At 73.5% G+C, this 16,710-nt stretch carries 21 protein-coding genes, 2 tRNA genes and 1 other RNA gene; 9 read left to right on the top strand and 15 right to left on the bottom strand.

Features of this window, described 5'->3' with window-relative positions; translation table 11 throughout:
* The first annotated feature begins 26 nt into the window (after nt 1-26).
* Complete coding sequence (locus ACFO3Q_RS02545; protein ID WP_377003043.1) at nt 27-506, top strand: Slp family lipoprotein; 480 nt, start codon at nt 27-29, stop codon at nt 504-506.
* Nucleotides 507-542: 36 nt separating this feature from the next.
* Here the strand turns inward: ACFO3Q_RS02545 and ACFO3Q_RS02540 are convergent, their stop codons facing one another.
* Nucleotides 543-890 carry a histidine triad nucleotide-binding protein gene (locus ACFO3Q_RS02540; protein WP_377003042.1) on the bottom strand — a complete coding sequence of 116 codons (348 nt, stop codon included), beginning with the start codon at nt 888-890 and terminating at the stop codon, nt 543-545.
* A gap of 147 nt (nt 891-1,037) precedes the next feature.
* On the opposite strand from ACFO3Q_RS02540, the gene ACFO3Q_RS02535 reads away from it, so the two are divergent.
* Nucleotides 1,038-1,934: a DMT family transporter gene (locus ACFO3Q_RS02535; protein ID WP_377003041.1), complete on the top strand. Its 897-nt coding sequence runs from the start codon at nt 1,038-1,040 to the stop codon at nt 1,932-1,934.
* A gap of 67 nt (nt 1,935-2,001) precedes the next feature.
* Here ACFO3Q_RS02535 and recR read toward each other — a convergent pair whose 3' ends face one another.
* The 3 genes from recR to dnaX form a co-directional block, all read right to left on the bottom strand.
* Complete coding sequence (gene recR, locus ACFO3Q_RS02530) at nt 2,002-2,601, bottom strand: recombination mediator RecR (RefSeq protein WP_377003040.1); 600 nt, start codon at nt 2,599-2,601, stop codon at nt 2,002-2,004.
* Between the two features lie 251 nt (nt 2,602-2,852).
* Nucleotides 2,853-3,173, bottom strand: coding sequence for a YbaB/EbfC family nucleoid-associated protein (locus ACFO3Q_RS02525; protein ID WP_377003039.1), 321 nt, complete (start codon nt 3,171-3,173; stop codon nt 2,853-2,855).
* Entirely contained in the window at nt 3,170-4,855 is a 1,686-nt protein-coding gene (dnaX, locus tag ACFO3Q_RS02520; RefSeq protein WP_377003038.1) for a DNA polymerase III subunit gamma/tau, read from the bottom strand. The genes ACFO3Q_RS02525 and dnaX overlap by 4 nt, the downstream gene beginning before the upstream one ends.
* A 121-nt stretch (nt 4,856-4,976) precedes the next feature.
* Here dnaX and ACFO3Q_RS02515 point away from each other — a divergent pair.
* A tRNA-Ser gene (locus tag ACFO3Q_RS02515) sits at nt 4,977-5,069 on the top strand.
* A 31-nt stretch (nt 5,070-5,100) separates the two neighbouring features.
* Nucleotides 5,101-5,192, top strand: an RNA gene (ffs, locus tag ACFO3Q_RS02510) — signal recognition particle sRNA small type.
* A gap of 161 nt (nt 5,193-5,353) precedes the next feature.
* Here the strand turns inward: ffs and ACFO3Q_RS02505 are convergent.
* From ACFO3Q_RS02505 to ACFO3Q_RS02480, 6 genes are all read right to left on the bottom strand, one after another.
* Nucleotides 5,354-5,791 (bottom strand): molybdenum cofactor biosynthesis protein MoaE, encoded by a 438-nt coding sequence (locus ACFO3Q_RS02505; RefSeq protein ID WP_377003169.1) that lies wholly within the window; start codon nt 5,789-5,791, stop codon nt 5,354-5,356.
* Nucleotides 5,788-6,030: a molybdopterin converting factor subunit 1 gene (gene moaD, locus ACFO3Q_RS02500; RefSeq protein WP_377003037.1), complete on the bottom strand. Its 243-nt coding sequence runs from the start codon at nt 6,028-6,030 to the stop codon at nt 5,788-5,790. Before moaD ends, ACFO3Q_RS02505 begins: the two co-directional genes overlap by 4 nt.
* Nucleotides 6,027-6,515: a cyclic pyranopterin monophosphate synthase MoaC gene (gene moaC, locus ACFO3Q_RS02495; RefSeq protein WP_377003035.1), complete on the bottom strand. Its 489-nt coding sequence runs from the start codon at nt 6,513-6,515 to the stop codon at nt 6,027-6,029. Before moaC ends, moaD begins: the two co-directional genes overlap by 4 nt.
* Nucleotides 6,516-6,576: 61 nt before the next feature.
* Complete coding sequence (moaA, locus tag ACFO3Q_RS02490) at nt 6,577-7,608, bottom strand: GTP 3',8-cyclase MoaA (protein ID WP_377003034.1); 1,032 nt, start codon at nt 7,606-7,608, stop codon at nt 6,577-6,579.
* Entirely contained in the window at nt 7,605-8,381 is a 777-nt protein-coding gene (locus ACFO3Q_RS02485) for an MBL fold metallo-hydrolase (RefSeq protein ID WP_377003033.1), read from the bottom strand. The genes moaA and ACFO3Q_RS02485 overlap by 4 nt, the downstream gene beginning before the upstream one ends.
* A complete protein-coding gene (locus ACFO3Q_RS02480; RefSeq protein ID WP_377003032.1) occupies nt 8,378-9,130 on the bottom strand; it encodes a 3-deoxy-D-manno-octulosonic acid kinase in 753 nt (250 codons plus the stop codon). Before ACFO3Q_RS02480 ends, ACFO3Q_RS02485 begins: the two co-directional genes overlap by 4 nt.
* A 71-nt stretch (nt 9,131-9,201) precedes the next feature.
* Between ACFO3Q_RS02480 and ACFO3Q_RS02475 the strand changes: the two genes are divergently transcribed.
* Nucleotides 9,202-10,275: a glycosyltransferase family 9 protein gene (locus ACFO3Q_RS02475; RefSeq protein ID WP_377003031.1), complete on the top strand. Its 1,074-nt coding sequence runs from the start codon at nt 9,202-9,204 to the stop codon at nt 10,273-10,275.
* A 49-nt stretch (nt 10,276-10,324) separates the two neighbouring features.
* Here ACFO3Q_RS02475 and ACFO3Q_RS02470 read toward each other — a convergent pair whose 3' ends face one another.
* Nucleotides 10,325-10,729: a DUF6165 family protein gene (locus tag ACFO3Q_RS02470; protein WP_377003029.1), complete on the bottom strand. Its 405-nt coding sequence runs from the start codon at nt 10,727-10,729 to the stop codon at nt 10,325-10,327.
* A gap of 113 nt (nt 10,730-10,842) precedes the next feature.
* Nucleotides 10,843-10,933: transfer RNA gene (locus tag ACFO3Q_RS02465), tRNA-Ser, on the bottom strand.
* Between the two features lie 165 nt (nt 10,934-11,098).
* On the opposite strand from ACFO3Q_RS02465, the gene ACFO3Q_RS02460 reads away from it, so the two are divergent.
* Nucleotides 11,099-11,803 carry a PP2C family protein-serine/threonine phosphatase gene (locus ACFO3Q_RS02460; protein ID WP_377003028.1) on the top strand — a complete coding sequence of 235 codons (705 nt, stop codon included), beginning with the start codon at nt 11,099-11,101 and terminating at the stop codon, nt 11,801-11,803.
* Between the two features lie 8 nt (nt 11,804-11,811).
* Here the strand turns inward: ACFO3Q_RS02460 and dnaQ are convergent, their stop codons facing one another.
* From dnaQ to ACFO3Q_RS02445, 3 genes are read right to left on the bottom strand one after another with little or no spacing between them, the layout of a single operon-like run.
* A complete protein-coding gene (gene dnaQ / locus ACFO3Q_RS02455) occupies nt 11,812-12,555 on the bottom strand; it encodes a DNA polymerase III subunit epsilon (RefSeq protein ID WP_377003027.1) in 744 nt (247 codons plus the stop codon).
* Nucleotides 12,552-13,037 carry a ribonuclease HI gene (gene rnhA, locus ACFO3Q_RS02450; protein WP_377003026.1) on the bottom strand — a complete coding sequence of 162 codons (486 nt, stop codon included), beginning with the start codon at nt 13,035-13,037 and terminating at the stop codon, nt 12,552-12,554. Before rnhA ends, dnaQ begins: the two co-directional genes overlap by 4 nt.
* Nucleotides 13,034-13,717: a methyltransferase domain-containing protein gene (locus tag ACFO3Q_RS02445; protein WP_377003024.1), complete on the bottom strand. Its 684-nt coding sequence runs from the start codon at nt 13,715-13,717 to the stop codon at nt 13,034-13,036. The genes rnhA and ACFO3Q_RS02445 overlap by 4 nt, the downstream gene beginning before the upstream one ends.
* A 34-nt stretch (nt 13,718-13,751) precedes the next feature.
* Between ACFO3Q_RS02445 and gloB the strand changes: the two genes are divergently transcribed.
* From gloB to ACFO3Q_RS02430, 3 genes are all read left to right on the top strand, one after another.
* A complete protein-coding gene (gloB, locus tag ACFO3Q_RS02440) occupies nt 13,752-14,531 on the top strand; it encodes a hydroxyacylglutathione hydrolase (RefSeq protein WP_377003023.1) in 780 nt (259 codons plus the stop codon).
* A complete protein-coding gene (locus tag ACFO3Q_RS02435; protein ID WP_377003021.1) occupies nt 14,528-15,766 on the top strand; it encodes a transglycosylase SLT domain-containing protein in 1,239 nt (412 codons plus the stop codon). Before gloB ends, ACFO3Q_RS02435 begins: the two co-directional genes overlap by 4 nt.
* Before the next feature lie 108 nt (nt 15,767-15,874).
* Nucleotides 15,875-16,666 (top strand): enoyl-ACP reductase FabI, encoded by a 792-nt coding sequence (locus ACFO3Q_RS02430; protein WP_377003019.1) that lies wholly within the window; start codon nt 15,875-15,877, stop codon nt 16,664-16,666.
* Nucleotides 16,667-16,710: the final 44 nt, after the last annotated feature.

Here is a 16,710-nt window from a genome sequence, read left to right as displayed (position 1 = left end):
GCCGTCCCGAACATCCGGAGCCCGCCATGCCGCGCCGCCTGCTTCTCCTTCCGCTCCTCGCCCTGGCCGCCTGCGCCACGCCGCCGGCGCCGCTCAAGGGAAACTACGCGCCGCTGTCGCCGGAACTCGCGGCGCACCGCGAGGCGGTCGGCGACCTGGTCCGCTGGGGCGGCACCCTGGTGCGCGCGACGCCGGAGCCGGGGCGCACGTGCTTCGAGCTGGTCGGGCGCGAACTCGACGCGCGCGGACGGCCAAGGGAGGTCGACCGCAGCGCGGGCCGCTTCGTCGCCTGCCGCGCCGGGTTCTACGACCCGGAGGTCTTCGCCGAGGGCCGCGCGGTCACGGTGACCGGCCGCATCGATGGCTTCGAGACGCGCCGCGTCGGCGAGTACGACTACCGCCAGCCGCGCGTCGCCGCGGACGTGGTCTACCTGTGGCCGGAACGGCGCGAGGTCGAGGTGATCCACGCGCCCTACCCGTACCGCTACGGCTACTGGTGGTGGTGAGGGCCGGCACGCCGGTTCTCACCCGCCGGCGCCACGTCAGCCCGGCGGCCAGCCCATCTGGCGGCCGCCGAGCAGGTGCAGGTGGATGTGGTAGACGCTCTGCCCGCCGTGCTCGCGGCAGTTCATGACGACGCGGTAGCCGTCCTGCGCGATGCCCTCCCTCCGCGCGAAGGCCGCCGCGGCCAGGAACAGCCGCCCGACCAGCTCCGCGTCCTCCGGCTGGATGTCGTCGATGGTCGCGATCGCCTTCTTCGGCACGAACAGCACGTGGACCGGCGCCTTCGGATCGATGTCGCGGAAGCCGAGGACGTGCTCGTCCTCGTGCACGATGTCGGCGGGAATCTCGCGGCGGATGATGCGGGCGAACAGGGTGTCTTCGGACATGGCGGACCTGGGTGGGGACTGGGCCGCCTAGCCTCGCACAGGCGCGGGCGGCGGTTAACCGTCGCGGCGCGGCCACGACCTTGGTCGCATCCCCGGCGGCCGCCCCACCTGCGAGGATCGACCGCATCTCCTCCGGCGTAACGGCGCGTGCGACCCGACTCCCCGGCCCCTCCCGCTGGCTCCGCCACGCGCCCGCTCGCGCTGCTGGGCATCGCCTTCGTGCTGGTGTGGTGCACGGGCTACATCGCCGGCAAGCACGCCATCGCGCAGGCCGGCCCGATGACCACGCTGCTGCTGCGCCTGGTCCTGGCGGCGCTGGTCTTCGCCGCCGTCGCGGCCGCCGCGCGCACCCTCTGGGGCCCGCCGCGGGCGCTGGCGCACAGCGCGGTGGCCGGTGTGCTGCTGCTCGCGGTGCAGTTCGGCGGCATGTATCTCGGGATGCGGCTCGGCGCCACCGCGGGCGCGGCCGCCCTGGCCACCGGCAGCATGCCGCTGCTGGTCGCGGTGCTCGCGGCCCTCGGCGGGGAGCGCCTCGGCGCCCTGCGCTGGTGCGGGCTCGGCATCGGCCTGGCCGGCGTCCTGCTGGTGGTGGGCGAAGGCCTCGAGGGCGCGACACCGCCGGTGGCGTGGCTGGCGCTGGCGGCCAGCCTGCTCGGCATCGCCGTCGGGACGCTCTACCAGAAGCGCCATGCCTCGTCGATCGACATGCGGGTGGGACTGGCGGTGCAGCATGGCGCCGCCGCCCTGGTCGTGCTGCCGCTCGCGTGGCACGAAGGCTTCGCCGCCACGCCCGGCGCCGCCTTCCTGCTGCCGCTGGCCTGGCTGGTGCTGGTGAACTCGGTCGGCGGCTTCGCCCTGCTGTTCCTGCTGATCCGCCGCGGCGCGGCGAGCCGGGTCGCCAGCCTGTTCTTCCTTGTGCCGCCGGTCACCGCCCTGATGGGCTACCTGCTGCTGGGCGAGCCGCTGACGCCCGCCAAGGTCGCGGGCTTCGCCTGTGCGGCCGTCGGCGTGCGCCTGGCCGTCCGCCGGGAGTCCACGCGCTGAGCACCGATGCCTGCATCACGGCCGGACCAGGGCCACGGCGGGCATCGCCACGGCCGCCGGCGCGGCGTCAGCGCTGAATCTCGGCACGCGTGCCGAAGGCATGGGCGAGCGTGCCGCGGTCGGTGTATTCCAGTTCGCCGCCCAGCGGCAGGCCGTGCGCGGGACGGCTGGGCCGTACGCCGTGGCTGCGGGCGAGCTGGGCGAGGTAATGCGCGGTGGCCTCGCCCTCGACGGTCGGATTGGTGGCGACGATCAGCTCGTCGATCTCGCCCGCCGCCAGCCGCTCGGCCAGCCGGTCCAGTCCGAGTTCGCGCGGGCCGATGCCGTCGAGCGGCGACAGCCGGCCCTGCAGCACGAAGTAGAGCCCGCGATAGCCGGTGGCGGCCTCGATGGCGAGGCGGTCGGCCGGGGTCTCGACCACGCACAGCGTGCGCGTGTCTCGCGCGGGACTCGCGCAGATCGCGCACACCGGCGTCTCGCTGAAGTCGCGGCAGCGCTCGCAGTGCCCGACCTTCTCCATCGCCTCCGCCAGCCGCTCGGCGAGACGGCGGCCGCCGGCGCGCTCGCGCTCCAGCAGGTGGTAGGCCATGCGCTGCGCCGACTTCTGGCCGACGCCCGGCAGGCAGCGCAGGGCGTCGATGAGCTGTTCGAGGAGCGGCGTGGTCACGTCAGGGCGTCCGGTGCACTTCGAGATGGGATGCGTGGGTCGTCGGCGCTGCGGAGCAGGTGGCACGGGCGGCGCAGTCTGCGTGACCTTCGTCGCGACCCGTGAAGCGGCCACGCCGCACCGGACCAGGGCGCACCGTCGCGGCTGAAGCCGCTCCTACATCCTGTCCCGGCGCGCCCGCGGCGCTTCGCACGCACCCAGCCCGTTCCTGGGAGCGGGCGTGCGGCGTGCTGCGGGGCCGTGCGGGTGGATCAGAACGGCAGCTTCATGCCCGGCGGGATCGGCATCCCGGCGGTCGCCGCACTCATGCGGGACTGGCTCTCGGCGTTGACCTTGTTGACCGCGTCGTTGAACGCGGCGGCGACCAGGTCCTCGAGCATCTCGGCATCGCCCAGCGCCTGCGGGTCGATGCGCACGCGACGGGTCTCCATGCGGCCGGTGAGGGTGACCTGCACCAGGCCGCCGCCGGACTGGCCGGTCACTTCCAGGTTGCCGAGCTCCTCCTGCGCACGCTTGAGGTTCTCCTGCATCTTCTGGGCCTGCTGCATCAGCTGGGCGATGTTGCCTTTCATGATCGGTTCTCGTTCTGGTTCGAAGGGGCGACGGGGGCGATCGAGCCGGGAACGACCGTCGCCCCGTACTGCTGCACGAAATGCTGTACGGCCGGCTCGTCGAGGAAGGCCTGTTCCGCCTGCTGCTGGCGCTCGCTCGCACGGCGCTCGGCGCGCAGGTGCATGGTCTCGCCCTGCGGCTCGGCGTCGCGGGTGATCTCGAAGCGGATCTGCGGCGTCCCGCCGAAGGCCGAGGCGACGGCATCGGCGAGCTGCGCGACCAGGCGGTCGCTCAGCAGGAGCTCGTCGGCCTCGGGGAGCGCCAGGGTCAGGGCGCGGCCTTCGAGCGACAGGAAGCGGGTGTGCGAGGCCAGCACCTTGGCCGGGCCGCGCAGCTCCGCGCGTTCCAGGATGTCGAGCCAGTCGTCGTTGCTGGCGCAGCCGCGCGCGGCAGCGGGCTGCGGCGACGGCGCCGGACGCGGGGACGGGGCGGGCGGTGCCGGTTCGGCGATGCGATCCGGCGCGACGGACGCCGGAGGCGCCGACACCGGCGCAGCGACGGGAGCGGCGCTGCGCGCGGGCGCCCCCTGCGGCGCCGCCGCCCGGGCCGGACCGGGGGCCTGCGCCTCGCCCTCGCCCAGCGGACGGAAGGCGAGCATGCGCAGCAGCGCCATCTCGAAGCCCGCGCGTGGGCTCGGCGCGTACGGAAGGTCGCGGCGGCCATTGACGGCCATCTGGTACCAGAGCTGCACGGTCTCGGGCGAGACCGCCGACGCCAGCGCGGGATCGGCCTCGCCGGCGGCGCCCGGCACCAGCTGCGCGAGCTGCACGCGGTGCAGGGCCGCGGCGACCTCCTCCAGCACGCTGCCGAAGTCGGGGGAATAGGTGGCGAGCGTCTCGATCTCGCGCATCAGCCCGGCGCCGTCCCCCGCGGCGAGCGCGGCGAGCAGCGCATCCACCCGAGCGTGGTCCACGGTGCCGAGCATGGCGCGCACGCCGGCCTCGTCGAGGGTGGCGCCGGTGTAGGCGATGGCCTGGTCGAGCAGCGACAGGCCGTCGCGCAGGCTGCCGTCGGCGCCCTTGGCCAGCAGCGCCAGCGCGCCCGGCTCGGAGGGCAGGCCCTCGGCGGCGAGGATCTTCTCCATCTGCCCGCGGATCTGGCCCTCGTCGAGGCGCTTGAGGTTGAACTGCAGGCAGCGCGACAGGACCGTCACCGGCAGCTTCTGCGGGTCGGTCGTCGCCAGCAGGAACTTGACGTGCTCCGGCGGCTCCTCGAGCGTCTTCAGCAGCGCGTTGAAGGCGCTCTTGGACAGCATGTGCACCTCGTCGACGAGGTACACCTTGTAGCGGCCGCGGGTGGGCGCGTACTGCGCGTTCTCGATCACCTCGCGGACGTCGTCCACGCCGGTGTTGGAGGCGGCGTCGATCTCGAGCAGGTCAACGAAGCGCCCGGCGTCGACCGCCTGGCAGATCGCGCACTCGCCGCAGGGTTCGGCGCTGACTCCGCTCTCGCAGTTGAGCGACTTGGCGAAGATGCGCGCGATGGTGGTCTTGCCCACGCCGCGCGTGCCGGTGAACAGGAAGGCATGGTGCACGCGGCCGGTGTCGAGCGCGTTGGAGAGCGCGCGCACCACGTGCTCCTGGCCCACGAGTTCGGCGAAGCGCCTGGGGCGCCACTTGCGGGCGAGGACGAGGTAGGACATTCCGGCATTGTGCCAAGCCCCCTCCCCCCGGCCAAGCGAAGCCCCCGCCGCTTGTGGCCGCAGGTGCGCACCGGTACACTTTCGCGCCCCTGTCCGCAGGGGAGATCAGGCGCTACCTCGCGGAGAGGTGTCCGAGTGGTTGAAGGAGCACGCCTGGAAAGTGTGTAAACGGCTAAACCCCGTTTCGCGGGTTCGAATCCCGCCCTCTCCGCCACATCATCGCGCCGCCAGTTCCCATGGTGGCCCCCGTCGGTCCTCGCGACGATAGGCCGAAAACCCCGCCAGGCCCGGAAGGGAGCAACGGTATCGGCCGATTCGGGTGCCGGGGTCAGCCGGCGGGGGCTGCCGCCTTCTGGAGCCGGGAAGAGGAAATCGGGAAGCGGGAAGTGAAGCCGCGCGTGTACTGCCGTGGTGTTCCTCGCCCGACGCTCCTGGCGCGCCACCGAAAGCGCACTGCTGCGGGGCGTCCAGCCCCCGCCCTTCCCTCTTCCCCATGCCCTATTCCCGCTTCTCCTGAAGCGGATGCAACCACCCCTCTCCGCCCTCCACGTAACGCTCGCGCTTCCAGATCGGCACGCGTGCCTTGATGGCGTCGATGATCCAGCGGCAGGCCTCGAAGGCGGGGCCGCGGTGGCCGGCGCTGACGCCGACCCAGACCGCGAGGTCGCCGATGGCGAGTTCGCCGGTGCGGTGCACGCAGTGCGCGGCGACGATGTCGAAGCGGGCCAGGGCCTCGGCGACGATGGCGGCGCCCTCGCGCTCGGCGAGCGCAGCGTAGGCCTCGTAGTACAGCCCGCGGACCGCGCGGCCCTCGTTGTGGTCCCGCACCCATCCCTCGAAGCTGGCATAGGCGCCGGCGGCGTCGTGCAGCAGCGCCGCGCGCAGCGGCGCGATGTCGAAGGGGACGGACGCCAGCGCGAACCCCGACACCGTCAGCCCCCCGAGACCGGCGGAATGAATGCCACCTCGGTGCCGGCGCGCGGCGCCTCCTCCCACTGCGCGAAGGCGCCGTCCACCGCCACCCGCAGGCGCGCGCGCGGCAGCGCGAAGCCGTGCCGCGCCTGCAGCTCGGCGTAGAGCGCCGCCAGGTCCGGCGCGGCGGTCTCGACCGTCTCCTCGGGCGCGCCCGCCGCGTCGCGCAGGCTGGCGAAGTAGAGGACGCGCAGCGCGGTCATGCCGGCGCCCCGACGTCGCGCTTGCCGCCGCGCTTGCCGGTCAGGGCGGCCGGGCCGATCTCGATGGCGTGCGACAGCGCCTTGCACATGTCGTAGATGGTGAGCGCGGCGACGGTGGCGCCGGTGAGCGCCTCCATCTCGACGCCGGTGCGGTGCGTGGTGCGCACGCTGCACACGATACCGAGCGCGGTCTCGTCGTCCCAGTCGATCCCGATGCGGCAGCCCTCGATGGGCAGCGGATGGCAGAACGGGATCAGCTCGTGCGTGCGCTTGACCGCCATGGTGCCGGCGATGATCGCGGCATCCACGACCGCGCCCTTGGCCGTGCGCAGGCCTTCCGCGCGCAGCCGCGCGGCGACCTCGGCGGGAAAGCGCACACGGCAGTGCGCCGAGGCCTCGCGGCGGGTGACGGCCTTGTCGCCGACATCGACCATGGCCGGACGGCCCTGGGCGTCGACGTGGGTGAGGGATGCGTGCTCTGGCATGGCGCTGTCGGGTGGTGCGGCCGCCAAGCCTAGCAATGCCGCAGGCGACGGCCACGTGGAGTCATCCGCCGATGAGGAACATCTCGATCGGGCGGGCGCCCGCGCCGCGGCCGCGCAGTTCGCTGTAGCGGTCCGTGCGCGCCGCCCAGACCGCGGCGATGCGCGCGTCCAGGGCGGCATCGTCGCCCTGCAGGAAGGGCCGCAGCGCATGTCCGCGCGAGGCGAACAGGCAAGTGTAGAGCTGCCCGTCGGCGGACAGGCGCGCGCGGTGGCAGTCGCCGCAGAAGGGCGCGGTGACCGCGCTGACGAAGCCGACCTCGCCCTCGCCGTCCGCGTAGACGTGGCGCTCGGCGACCTCGCCGCGGTAACTGCGGTCGACGGCGCGCAGCGGCCAGCGCGCATGGATGCGGTCGCGCAGTTCGCGCGAGGGCACGACCTCCTCGCGCCGCCACTCGTTGCAGGTGCCCACGTCCATGTATTCGATGAAGCGCACCACGTGCGAACTGCCGCGGAAGTGCGCGGCGATGGCCAGCGCGTCGTCCTCGTTGACGCCGCGCCGGACCACGACGTTGAACTTGATCCGGCGGAAGCCGGCCTCCTCGGCCGCCGCGATACCGCGCAGCACGTCGCGCAGCGCGCCGCGGCCGCCGCTCATGGCCGCAAAGCGCGCGGGATCCAGCGAGTCCAGGCTGACGGTGAGCCGGTGCAGTCCCGCCTCGCGCAGCGCCCTGGCCTGGCGGTCGAGCAGCGCGCCGTTGGTGGTCAGGGCGAGATCCTCGACGCCGGGCAGCGCCGACAGCCGCGCCACCAGGTCGGGCAGGTTCCTGCGCAGCAGGGGCTCGCCGCCGGTCAGGCGCAGCTTGCCGACGCCGGCGCGCACGAAGCCGCGCGCCGCGCGCTCGATCTCGTCGAACGACAGGCGCGCGCCGGCGTCGGTGCCGTGCCGCTCGGGCACGCGCTCGGCCGGCATGCAGTAGGGACAACGGAAGTTGCAGGCGTCGATGACCGAGATGCGCAGGTCGCGCAGCGGTCGGGCGCGGCGGTCGAGGACGGCGGTGCGTGCATCGTTCCGGGCCGCGCTGCGGCTGCTCATCCCTGGGTCTCCACAGGTTGCGGCGGGCCCAGCGGATAGATCTCCCCCGGCCGCGCCACCCGATGCCCGCGCGCGGCGATGGCCGCGGCGTCCTCGGGACTGCCGTAGTGATAGAGCACCATGCGCGAACGCAGCGTGTCGGGGTATTCGCGTTCGAGATCGTCCACGCCCGTGTGGGAGGGATTGCCCACCAGGCCGCAGTCGTGCGCGATCAGCTCGCCGGCCTCGGCCTGCACCGCCAGCATCTCCGGGATCGGCCGGGTGTCCCCGGTCCACACCACGCTGCCGCGCAGGCGCAGGCCGAAGGCGGTGTCGGGCCGGTGGTGGCGCACCGGGAACACGTCGTACCACAGCCCGCCGTGCCAGAAGCCGCGGCTCACCGGGATCAGCCGGAACGCCTCCCAGAAGTTGACCCCGCCCTCGGCGAGGATCCCGGGATAGTCGGCGACGCGCGCCTGCATGTGCGGCAGGAGCGCCGCCGGCACGTACAGCAGGGGGCGCGCGTCGCCGCCGAACCAGGTCAGGGTGAACAGGCGCTCCAGCCCGCCGACGTGGTCCATGTGCAGGTGGGTGACGAACAGCGCCGGCGGCGGCCCCGCATGCCGCGCGAGCCAGGCGTCCAGCGCGTACTCGCCGCAGTCGATCATGAGCTGCGGGACGCCGTCGCGCTCGATCAGCGCGCTGGCCGAACCGAGCGCGGGCGCGGCGCCGGCGTTGCCAACGCCGAGGAAGCGCAGCGCCCAGCGTCCCGGGACGTCCGGTGCGGCGCTCACAGGCTCCGCGCCCAGGCACGCGAGTACGCGGCGTGCAGTTGGCGGTAGTCGCGCTCGACGTCGGCCACCGCACGGGTGCCGCGGAGCTTGAGCAGCGAGCGGCGCAGGCGGCGCAGGTTGCGCTCGCGCCAGCCGCTGGCCGGCGGGCGCCGGCGGCCGCGGTCGAAGTCGATGAGCCAGACCTCGCCGGCCGCGTCGACCAGGATGTTGCTGGCGTTGAGGTCGGCATGGTCCACGCCCGCGCGATGGAAGCGCGCGAGGGTGCCGCCGACCCGCGCCCACAGCGCGGCGTCCGCATCGTGCTGGCGCTCCGCGAGCGAGCGCGTCCCGGGAATCCGCTCCACGATGATGTCGGCGCGATAGCTGGCGCCGCTGCGCACGTAGCCGGCCGCCAGGGGCGCGGGGACCGGCAGGCGCAGCCTGCGCAGCTCGGCGAGCAGACGGAATTCGAGGAAGCTGCGGGTCCGGTTCGCCCCGTGCCACCAGTAGCGGTCGGCGACCAGGCGCGCCGGCAGGCCGCCGCGCCGGTAATGCCGCAGCACGGCCTCGCCCAGCCCGGCGTCGTGCAGGAACCACGCCGAACCGCGGCCGCCGCGGACGCCGACCGGCTCGGCGCGCTCGCCCCAGTGGGCGGGATCGAACAGTTCCCCCGCGGGTTGCCGCACGCGTGCAGGGTCGAACAGAATCGCGCCGTATCCGCGCTCCGCGCGGAACGGCTGCAGGCCCTCGGTGGCGAAGTCCACGCTCATCCCGCTGCAGTCTAGAGAGTGTGCCCTCCGATTTCATGGCGCCGGTTTCCCGGTGGCCCGCGAACGCCCCGATGACCGACGCCTCCCCACCGCCTGCGCCCACGGCGCTCTGCCTGCTCCGACTCTCCGCCCTCGGGGATGTGACCCACGTCGTGCCGCTCGTGCGCACGCTGCGACGCGCCTGGCCGGAGACGCACCTGACCTGGATCCTCGGCGCGGGCGAAGCGAAGCTCCTCGACGGACTGGAGGGCGTGGAGCTGGTGGTCTACGACAAGCGCAGCGGCTGGTCGGGCGTGCGCGCCCTGCGGCAGCGGCTGGCCGGGCGGCGCTTCGACGCCCTGCTGCAGATGCAGGTGGCCCTGCGCGCGAACCTGCTGTCCGCCGCGATCCCGGCCCGCCGCCGCATCGGCTACGACCGCGCCCGCGCCAAGGACCTGCACGGCCTGTTCGTGCGCGAGCGCATCCCCGCACGCAGCGGCGAACACGTGCTGGACGCCATCGGCAGCTTCGCCGAGCCGCTCGGCCTGCGCCAGACCGAGGTGCGCTGGGACCTGCCGGTGCCCGACGCCGCGCGCGAGTGGGCCGCGACGCAGCTCGCGGGCGATGCGCCCTGGCTGCTGATCTCGCCCTGCTCCAGCCACACGCTGCGCAACTGGCGTGCGGAGCGCTACGCCGCGGTCGCCGACCATGCCGCGCGCGCGCACGGCTACCGCGTCGTGCTGTGCGGCGGGCGCAGCGAACTGGAACGCCGCACCGGCGACGCCATCCTCGCCGCAATGAAGACGCCGGCGCTCGACCTGATCGGCAAGGACACGCTGAAGCAGCTGCCCGCCCTGCTCGAGCGCGCGGCGCTGGTGATGACGCCGGATTCCGGCCCGATGCACATCGCCAACGCCATGGGCACGGCCGTACTGGGCCTGCACGCCGCGAGCAACCCGGCCCGCAGCGGCCCGTACAGCGACCGCCGCTTCTGCGTCGACCGCTACGACGACGCCGCGCGCCGTTTCCTCGGCCGTCCCGCCGCCGAGATCGCATGGGGCACGAAGATCGAGCGCCCGGGGGTGATGGACCTGGTCACCGTGGACGACGCCGTGGCCGCCTTCGAGCGCTTCGTGTCGGATCGAGAAGCGAGCGGAGAGAAGTGAGGAACGGGTGCGGAACGACGGCTTTCCCTCGTTTCCCGCTCCCCATGTCTCACTCCGCGCTCGCCCGGTAGTCCTCGTAGGACTTCTCCTCGACGTAGGTCGAGCCCAGGGCGAGATTGATGTCCTTCTTGATCCGGGCGCGCTCGTCGTTCTCGATGTAGACGCTGCGCGCGAGGCGGACGAACTCCTCGTCGAAGGCCTGCGCCTTCTCCTTCAGCCGGATCTCGTCCTCGATGACCCACAGGCGCTCGTTCACCGCCTTGAGCTGGGCGCGCAGGGCGGCGATGTCGTGGCCCGCGGCCGGATGCGCCATCCAGGTGTTCTCCAGCGCCGCCAGCTCGGCACGCACGTTGGCGAGCTTGGCCTCGTCGCGGATGCGCTCGGACTTGATCTGCAGGATCGCGATCTTGTCGAGCAGCTCGCCGAAGGAAACGGGTACGGAAATCTCGGACATGGCAGGCACCACAGACGGGGCCGGCTAGTTTAGGCCGTACCGCAGGGCCGACGCATGCCACGCTCCGGGACCGGAAACGAAAAAACCCCGCCGGAGCGGGGTTCTTCGATCACTGGCGGAGAGGGTGGGATTCGAACCCACGTTACGGCATAACCGTAAACCGGATTTCGAATCCGGCGCATTCGACCACTCTGCCACCTCTCCAGTGATCGCACCGCCGACGCGAGCCGGCGGGCCGGAAATGATACGCGGCCGGCGCCCGCCGCGGCAAGCGTCCGCGGGAGGTCGCACCGCGGCTTGCAGCGGCGTCTCGCGGCCGAGCATGATCCCCGGCCGGTGCCACACGCGCCCAGAGAGCAAGCAGCGCACATGATCGAATTCGGGCACCTGAGCCACGTGGGCCTCCGCCGCGACCTGAACGAGGACACCTACTACGGCGACATCGAACTCGGCCTGTGGCTGGTCGCCGACGGCATGGGCGGCCACGAGTCCGGCGAGATCGCCAGCGCCATGGCGCGCGAGGCGGTGGTGCGCGAGGTGCGTGCCGGTGCCGGCCTGGCCGATGCGATCCGCCGTGCCGACGAGGAGATCCTGGCGCATTCGCGCGCGCGCGCGCAGGCGCTGCCGATGGGCACCACGGTCGCCGCGGTGCGCATCGTGGGCAACCGCTTCGAGACCGTCTGGGTCGGCGACAGCCGGGTCTATCTGTGGACCGGCGAGCGGCTGTGCCAGCTCACCCAGGACCACAGCTACGTCCAGAGCCTGATCGACCAGGGCAGCATCAGCGCCGAACAGGCGCGCAGCCACCCGCAGCGCAACGTGGTCACCCAGGCGCTCGGCGTCACCGCGGCCGAGGCGCTGCAGCTCGATCCGGTCTCGGGCGAGCTCCGGCCGGGCATGCAGCTGCTGCTGTGCAGCGACGGCCTCACCGAGGACGTGGACGACGCCAGCATCGCGCGCATCGTCGCGCGCACCGAGCTTTCCGCGCAGGAGTGCGTGGAGCACCTGCTCGCCGCCGCGCTCGACGCCGGCGGCTCGGACAACATCACCATCGTCCTCGTGCGCCGCCGCTGAGGCGTCGCTCAGGCGGGCGCGACCTCCTCGACCGCCTCGTCCGCCGGCCACAGCAGGGCCCGACCCGCCTTGCCCGCGGTCTTGGCGATCGCGGCCAGGCGCGCCTCGTGCGCCTGCAGTTCCTCGGCCGATGCGCGCAGCACCCGGCGCGGCGCATCGAGCACGGCCGGCCGCAGCGCGTGCACCGCCGCCGCGGCCTGCCCGGCGTCGAGGTCGCCGAAGCCGAGGTCGTCCTGCCCCGAGGTCAGGCCCAGGTAGACCTCGGCCAGCAGCTGGGCGTCGAGCAGCGCGCCGTGGAGCTTGCGGTGCGCGTTGTCCACGCCGAGCCGCTTGCACAGCGCGTCCAGCGAATTGCGCTGCCCGGGATAGCGCTCGCGCGCCAGCGCGAGGGAGTCGCAGACCTGCGCACGGTCGGCGATGCGGCCGTACTGGGGTCCCAGCAGGGACAGCTCGTAGTCGAGGAAGCCGACGTCGAACGCGGCGTTGTGGATGACCAGCTCGGACCCGTCGATGAACGCGAGGAACTCGTCGACGATCTCGCCGAAGCGCGGCTTGTCGGCCAGGAACTCCAGGGTGAGGCCGGTCACTTCCTGCGCCCCGGCCTCGAACTCGCGATCCGGGTTGAGGTACTTGTGGAAGCGCCGCCCGCTGGGCCGGCGCTCGATCAGCTCGACCGCGCCGATCTCGACGATGCGGTTGCCGGTCTGGGTGGACAGGCCGGTGGTCTCGGTATCGAGGATGACCTGCCTCATGCGCCGACCGCCCCCCCGCGCGCCGCGACCGCCTGCAGGCGCGCCTGCGCGCTGGCGATGGCGTCCACCCGCTCATTCTCCGCGTGCCCGGCGTGGCCGCGCACCCAGTGCCAGCGGATCTCGTGCCGCGCCGCGGCGGCGTCGAGGCGCTGCCACAGGTCCTGGTTCTTCACCGGTTCGCCGCCGGCAGTCTTCCAGCCGCGCCGGCGCCAGCCCGGCAGCCACTGCGAGAAGCCCTGCTGCAGGTAGCGCGAGTCGGTGTGGAGATCGACCGAGCACGGCCGGGTCAGCGCCTCCAGCGCGGCGACCGCCGCCATCATCTCCATGCGGTTGTTGGTGGTGTGCGGCTCGCCGCCGGCCAGCTCGCGCTCGTGGCCGCCGGCGCGCAGCAGCGCGCCCCATCCGCCGGGTCCGGGGTTGCCGAGGCAGGCGCCGTCGGTGAAGACCTCGACGGGAGTGAGGGAAGGTGCAGCGTTGGTCATCCGGGACGAAGCTCCGCGCGAAGGCGCCGGGTCGGCACGCGTCGCGCTGCGATGAGGCCGGGCTCGCGGCTCCGGGCCTGGATCAGGTAGGCGGCGCGCAGCGGACGCAGGGCGCCCTGCTCGGGCGCCTCGCGCCAGCGCTCGTCGGCGCGCCAGTAGGGTCCCACGTAGTGCCGCGCCTCGAGGCGCAGCCCCGCGTGGTCGGCCATCCGCGCCAGGGCGCCGGGCGCGAGCGCCGCTGGCACCTGCCGCTGCCAGCGCAGCCGCGTGGCGCTCCAGGGATTGAGCGCCACGATGAGGGCGAGGCCCTCCGGTCGCAGCACGCGCCGGAACTCCGCCAGCAGGGCCGCGGGGTCGGTCGCGGTCTCGAGGACGTGGGCCGCGTAGAGCAGGGAGATGCTGCCGGACTCGAGCGGCAGCGCGTGCTCCGCGCAGCGCACGTCGCCCTCGAAGCCACAGGCCCCGCGCACCAGCGACAGCACGCGGCGCATGCCGGGGCCGAGCGGCGGCGGCGCGAGCCCCGCGCAGGCGCGCAGCACCAGGGCCGCGGGGCCGACGGCCGGCGGCAGGTGGGCGGCCACGTCGCGCTGGATGGCGCCGATCAGCCGCAGCGAGTCCGGCTGCTGGAACCACGCCCCGCCGGACGGCACGGGTTGACGTCTGGAACGGGGCGCGCGCATGGTCGCGATTTTGCGCCAATCGAGGCCTCAGGTCATGCCTTCCTGGTCCCTGCGCCCCCTTCCCGCGCTCGACGACAACTACATCTGGCTGCTGGTCTCGCCCGCCGGCGACGCGCTCGTGGTCGACCCGGGCGAGGCCGCGCCGGTGCTGCGTGCGGTCGCCGACGAGGGGCTGCGGCCGCGGGGCATCCTGCTGACCCACCACCATGGCGACCACATCGGCGGCGTGGAGGCGTTGCTGGAGCGCTTCGATGTTCCCTGCGTCGCGCCGCACGACCCGCGCATCCCCCGCGCCAGCCGCCGCGTCGGCGCCGGCGACCGGGCCGCCTTCGACGCGCCCGACGTCGCCTTCGAGGTCATCGAGGTGCCGGGCCACACGCGCAGCCACGTCGCCTACCACGCGCCGGGCGTGCTGTTCTGCGGGGACACCCTGTTCAGTCTGGGTTGCGGCCGCCTGTTCGAAGGTTCGGCGCCGCAGATGCTGGCCTCGCTGGATCGCCTCGCCGCCCTCCCCGACCACACCGCGGTCTGCGCCGCGCACGAGTACACGCAGAGCAATGCCGTCTTCGCCCGTGCCGTCGATCCCGACAATCCGCGACTGGCAGAACGCGCCGCGCAGGTCGATGCGCAGCGCGCGCGGGGCCTGCCCACCCTGCCGACCCGGCTCGCGGACGAGCGCGCCTGCAATCCGTTCCTGCGCGTGGACGCACCTGCCGTGATCGCCGCCCTCGCCCGCCACCTCGGCCAGGCCCCGGCCGGTCGCGCCGAGCGCTTCGCGGCGCTGCGCGCCTGGAAGGACGGCTTCCGCGCATGAGCTGGAGGAGGCCGCGCCGCTTCGCGCTCGTCGGGGCGATCGCACTGGCGCTGGCCGCCTGCCAGACGCCCCCCCGTGGCGGCGCACCGGCGGCCGAGGAGCCATCCGAGGTGGCCTCCCTGCGCGTGGTCGCGCGTCCGTCCGCACCGCCGCGCCCGCCCAGGGTGCCGGTGCTGCGGGTGAGCGAGGCCGAGCCCGTCACCGGCGGCGAGGTGCTCGACCGCCTCACCGCCCGCCTCAGCACCCCGGCCTGCGTGCGCGGCAGCCACAACGAGACCTGGCGCAGGCGCTACGCGGGTCATCCCGCGCGCTTCAGCCAGCGGGTCGAGGCCATCCTGCCGCTGCTCAACTACGTGCTCGAGGAGGTCGAGAACACCGACCTCCCCGGCGAGTTCGCCCTGATCCCGCTGGTCGAGAGCTGGTACCGGCCGGACGCGGTCGGTGCCGGCGGCAGCAACGCGCCCGGCGGGCTGTGGCAGATGATCCCGGGGACCGCGCGCAACCACGGCATCGCCATCATGCCGGGCTACGACGGGCGCTACTCGCCCATCGACGCCACCCATGCGGCGCTGTCCTACCTCGATGCCCTGCATGCGGAGTTCGGGGACTGGCGCGCGACCGCCATGGCCTACAACGCGGGCGAGGGACGCATGCGCCGCGCGCTGGCGGCGGGCGACGGCCGCGTCCACGGCGAGCGTCGCAAGCCGGCCGGCCTTGCCAGCCACACCTACGCCTACATCGACAAGCTCCGCGCGCTGAGCTGCCTGCTCGCGCACCCGGAGCGCCACGGCCTGCGCCTGCCGCGGGACACCGTGGTGGATCCGCTGCGACGCATCTCGCTGGCCGGCGGGGCGCAGGACCTGGGCGCCGTCGCCGACGTACTGGAGATGCCGGTCGAGGAACTGCGCCGGCTCAATCCCGCCTACACCGGCACGCGGGTCAGCGCCGACGCGCCGCACGTACTGCTGGTGCCCGAGCGGACCCAGCCGCGCTGGGCCGCACTGGCCGACCTGGATCCAGGCGCCCGCGTCGCCGCCACGCGGCCGACCCCGGCGGAGCCCGGCGCCGCGGCCACGGCGACCGCCGGCGCAGCCTACACGGTCAAGCGCGGCGACACGCTGTCCGCCATCGCCCGCAGCCACGGCCTGCGGGTGGCCGACCTGCTGCGCTGGAACCAGCTCACGCAGGCGTCCATCCTACGGCCCGGCCAGGAGATCCGCCTGGCGCCGCAGTAGACGCTCCGCCGTAGGTCCGGACGCCGGCGCATTGATGACACGTCCCGGACCGCTGGGCACACTAGCGTTTTCGCGCCGGTCCGCCGGCCGCCGTATCCGGAGGTTGCAATGGGTTTTCTGAGTGGCAAGCGCGCCCTGATCGTGGGCATCGCCAGCCAGCGTTCGATCGCCAGCGGCATCGCCGAGGCGATGCACCGCGAGGGCGCCGAACTCGCCTTCACCTACCAGACCGAGAAGCTCAAGTCGCGCGTGGAAGACGCGGCCGCGCAGGCCGGATCGGACATCGTGCTGCCCCTGGACGTCGGCGACGACGCGCAGATCGAGAACGTCTTCGCCGAGCTGGGCAAGCGCTGGGACGGCTTCGACATCCTCGTGCACTCGGTCGGCTTCGCGCCGCGCGAGGCGCTGGAGGGCGCCTTCCTCGACAACCTCACGCGCGAGAACTTCCGCATCGCGCACGACATCTCGAGCTACAGCCTGGCCGCCCTCGCCAAGGCCGCGCGCCCGATGATGCGCGGCCGCAACGGCGCCATCCTGACCCTCTCCTACCTGGGCGCGGAGCGCGCGCTGGCGAGCTACAACGTCATGGGCCTGGCCAAGGCGAGCCTCGAGGCCAACGTGCGCTACCTGGCGATGAACCTCGGCCCCGAGGGCACGCGCGTCAACGCGATCTCGGCCGGCCCGATCAAGACCCTTGCCGCCTCGGGCGTGGCCAGCCTGCGCAAGATGCTCACCCACGTCGCCGAGACCGCGCCGCTGCGCCGCAACGTCACCATCGAGGACGTCGGCAACGTCGGCGCCTTCCTGTGCTCGGACCTGGCCGCCGGCGTCACCGGCGAGGTCACCTACGTGGACTGCGGCTACAACATCCTGGGCATGACGGGCATCGGCAACGACTGACCCGCGACAATCCCGGAGCACCGGCACGGCGACGGCTCATCCCC

It is taken from the genome of Coralloluteibacterium thermophilum, from assembly GCF_042654365.1.
Taxonomy (GTDB): domain Bacteria; phylum Pseudomonadota; class Gammaproteobacteria; order Xanthomonadales; family Xanthomonadaceae; genus Coralloluteibacterium; species Coralloluteibacterium thermophilum.
This window is presented reverse-complemented; position numbering and strand designations above follow the sequence as displayed.

Coding starts and splice junctions, on each gene's coding strand:
- ACFO3Q_RS02545 (WP_377003043.1), top strand. CDS start 27: ATGCCGCGCCGCCTGCTTCTCCTTCCGCTCCTCGCCCTGGCCGCCTGC.
- ACFO3Q_RS02540 (WP_377003042.1), bottom strand. CDS start 890: ATGTCCGAAGACACCCTGTTCGCCCGCATCATCCGCCGCGAGATTCCC.
- ACFO3Q_RS02525 (WP_377003039.1), bottom strand. CDS start 3,173: ATGAAAGGCAACATCGCCCAGCTGATGCAGCAGGCCCAGAAGATGCAG.
- dnaX (WP_377003038.1), bottom strand. CDS start 4,855: ATGTCCTACCTCGTCCTCGCCCGCAAGTGGCGCCCCAGGCGCTTCGCC.
- moaD (WP_377003037.1), bottom strand. CDS start 6,030: ATGACCGCGCTGCGCGTCCTCTACTTCGCCAGCCTGCGCGACGCGGCG.
- moaC (WP_377003035.1), bottom strand. CDS start 6,515: ATGCCAGAGCACGCATCCCTCACCCACGTCGACGCCCAGGGCCGTCCG.
- moaA (WP_377003034.1), bottom strand. CDS start 7,608: ATGAGCAGCCGCAGCGCGGCCCGGAACGATGCACGCACCGCCGTCCTC.
- ACFO3Q_RS02480 (WP_377003032.1), bottom strand. CDS start 9,130: ATGAGCGTGGACTTCGCCACCGAGGGCCTGCAGCCGTTCCGCGCGGAG.
- ACFO3Q_RS02475 (WP_377003031.1), top strand. CDS start 9,202: ATGACCGACGCCTCCCCACCGCCTGCGCCCACGGCGCTCTGCCTGCTC.
- ACFO3Q_RS02470 (WP_377003029.1), bottom strand. CDS start 10,729: ATGTCCGAGATTTCCGTACCCGTTTCCTTCGGCGAGCTGCTCGACAAG.
- ACFO3Q_RS02460 (WP_377003028.1), top strand. CDS start 11,099: ATGATCGAATTCGGGCACCTGAGCCACGTGGGCCTCCGCCGCGACCTG.
- dnaQ (WP_377003027.1), bottom strand. CDS start 12,555: ATGAGGCAGGTCATCCTCGATACCGAGACCACCGGCCTGTCCACCCAG.
- rnhA (WP_377003026.1), bottom strand. CDS start 13,037: ATGACCAACGCTGCACCTTCCCTCACTCCCGTCGAGGTCTTCACCGAC.
- ACFO3Q_RS02445 (WP_377003024.1), bottom strand. CDS start 13,717: ATGCGCGCGCCCCGTTCCAGACGTCAACCCGTGCCGTCCGGCGGGGCG.
- gloB (WP_377003023.1), top strand. CDS start 13,752: ATGCCTTCCTGGTCCCTGCGCCCCCTTCCCGCGCTCGACGACAACTAC.
- ACFO3Q_RS02435 (WP_377003021.1), top strand. CDS start 14,528: ATGAGCTGGAGGAGGCCGCGCCGCTTCGCGCTCGTCGGGGCGATCGCA.
- ACFO3Q_RS02430 (WP_377003019.1), top strand. CDS start 15,875: ATGGGTTTTCTGAGTGGCAAGCGCGCCCTGATCGTGGGCATCGCCAGC.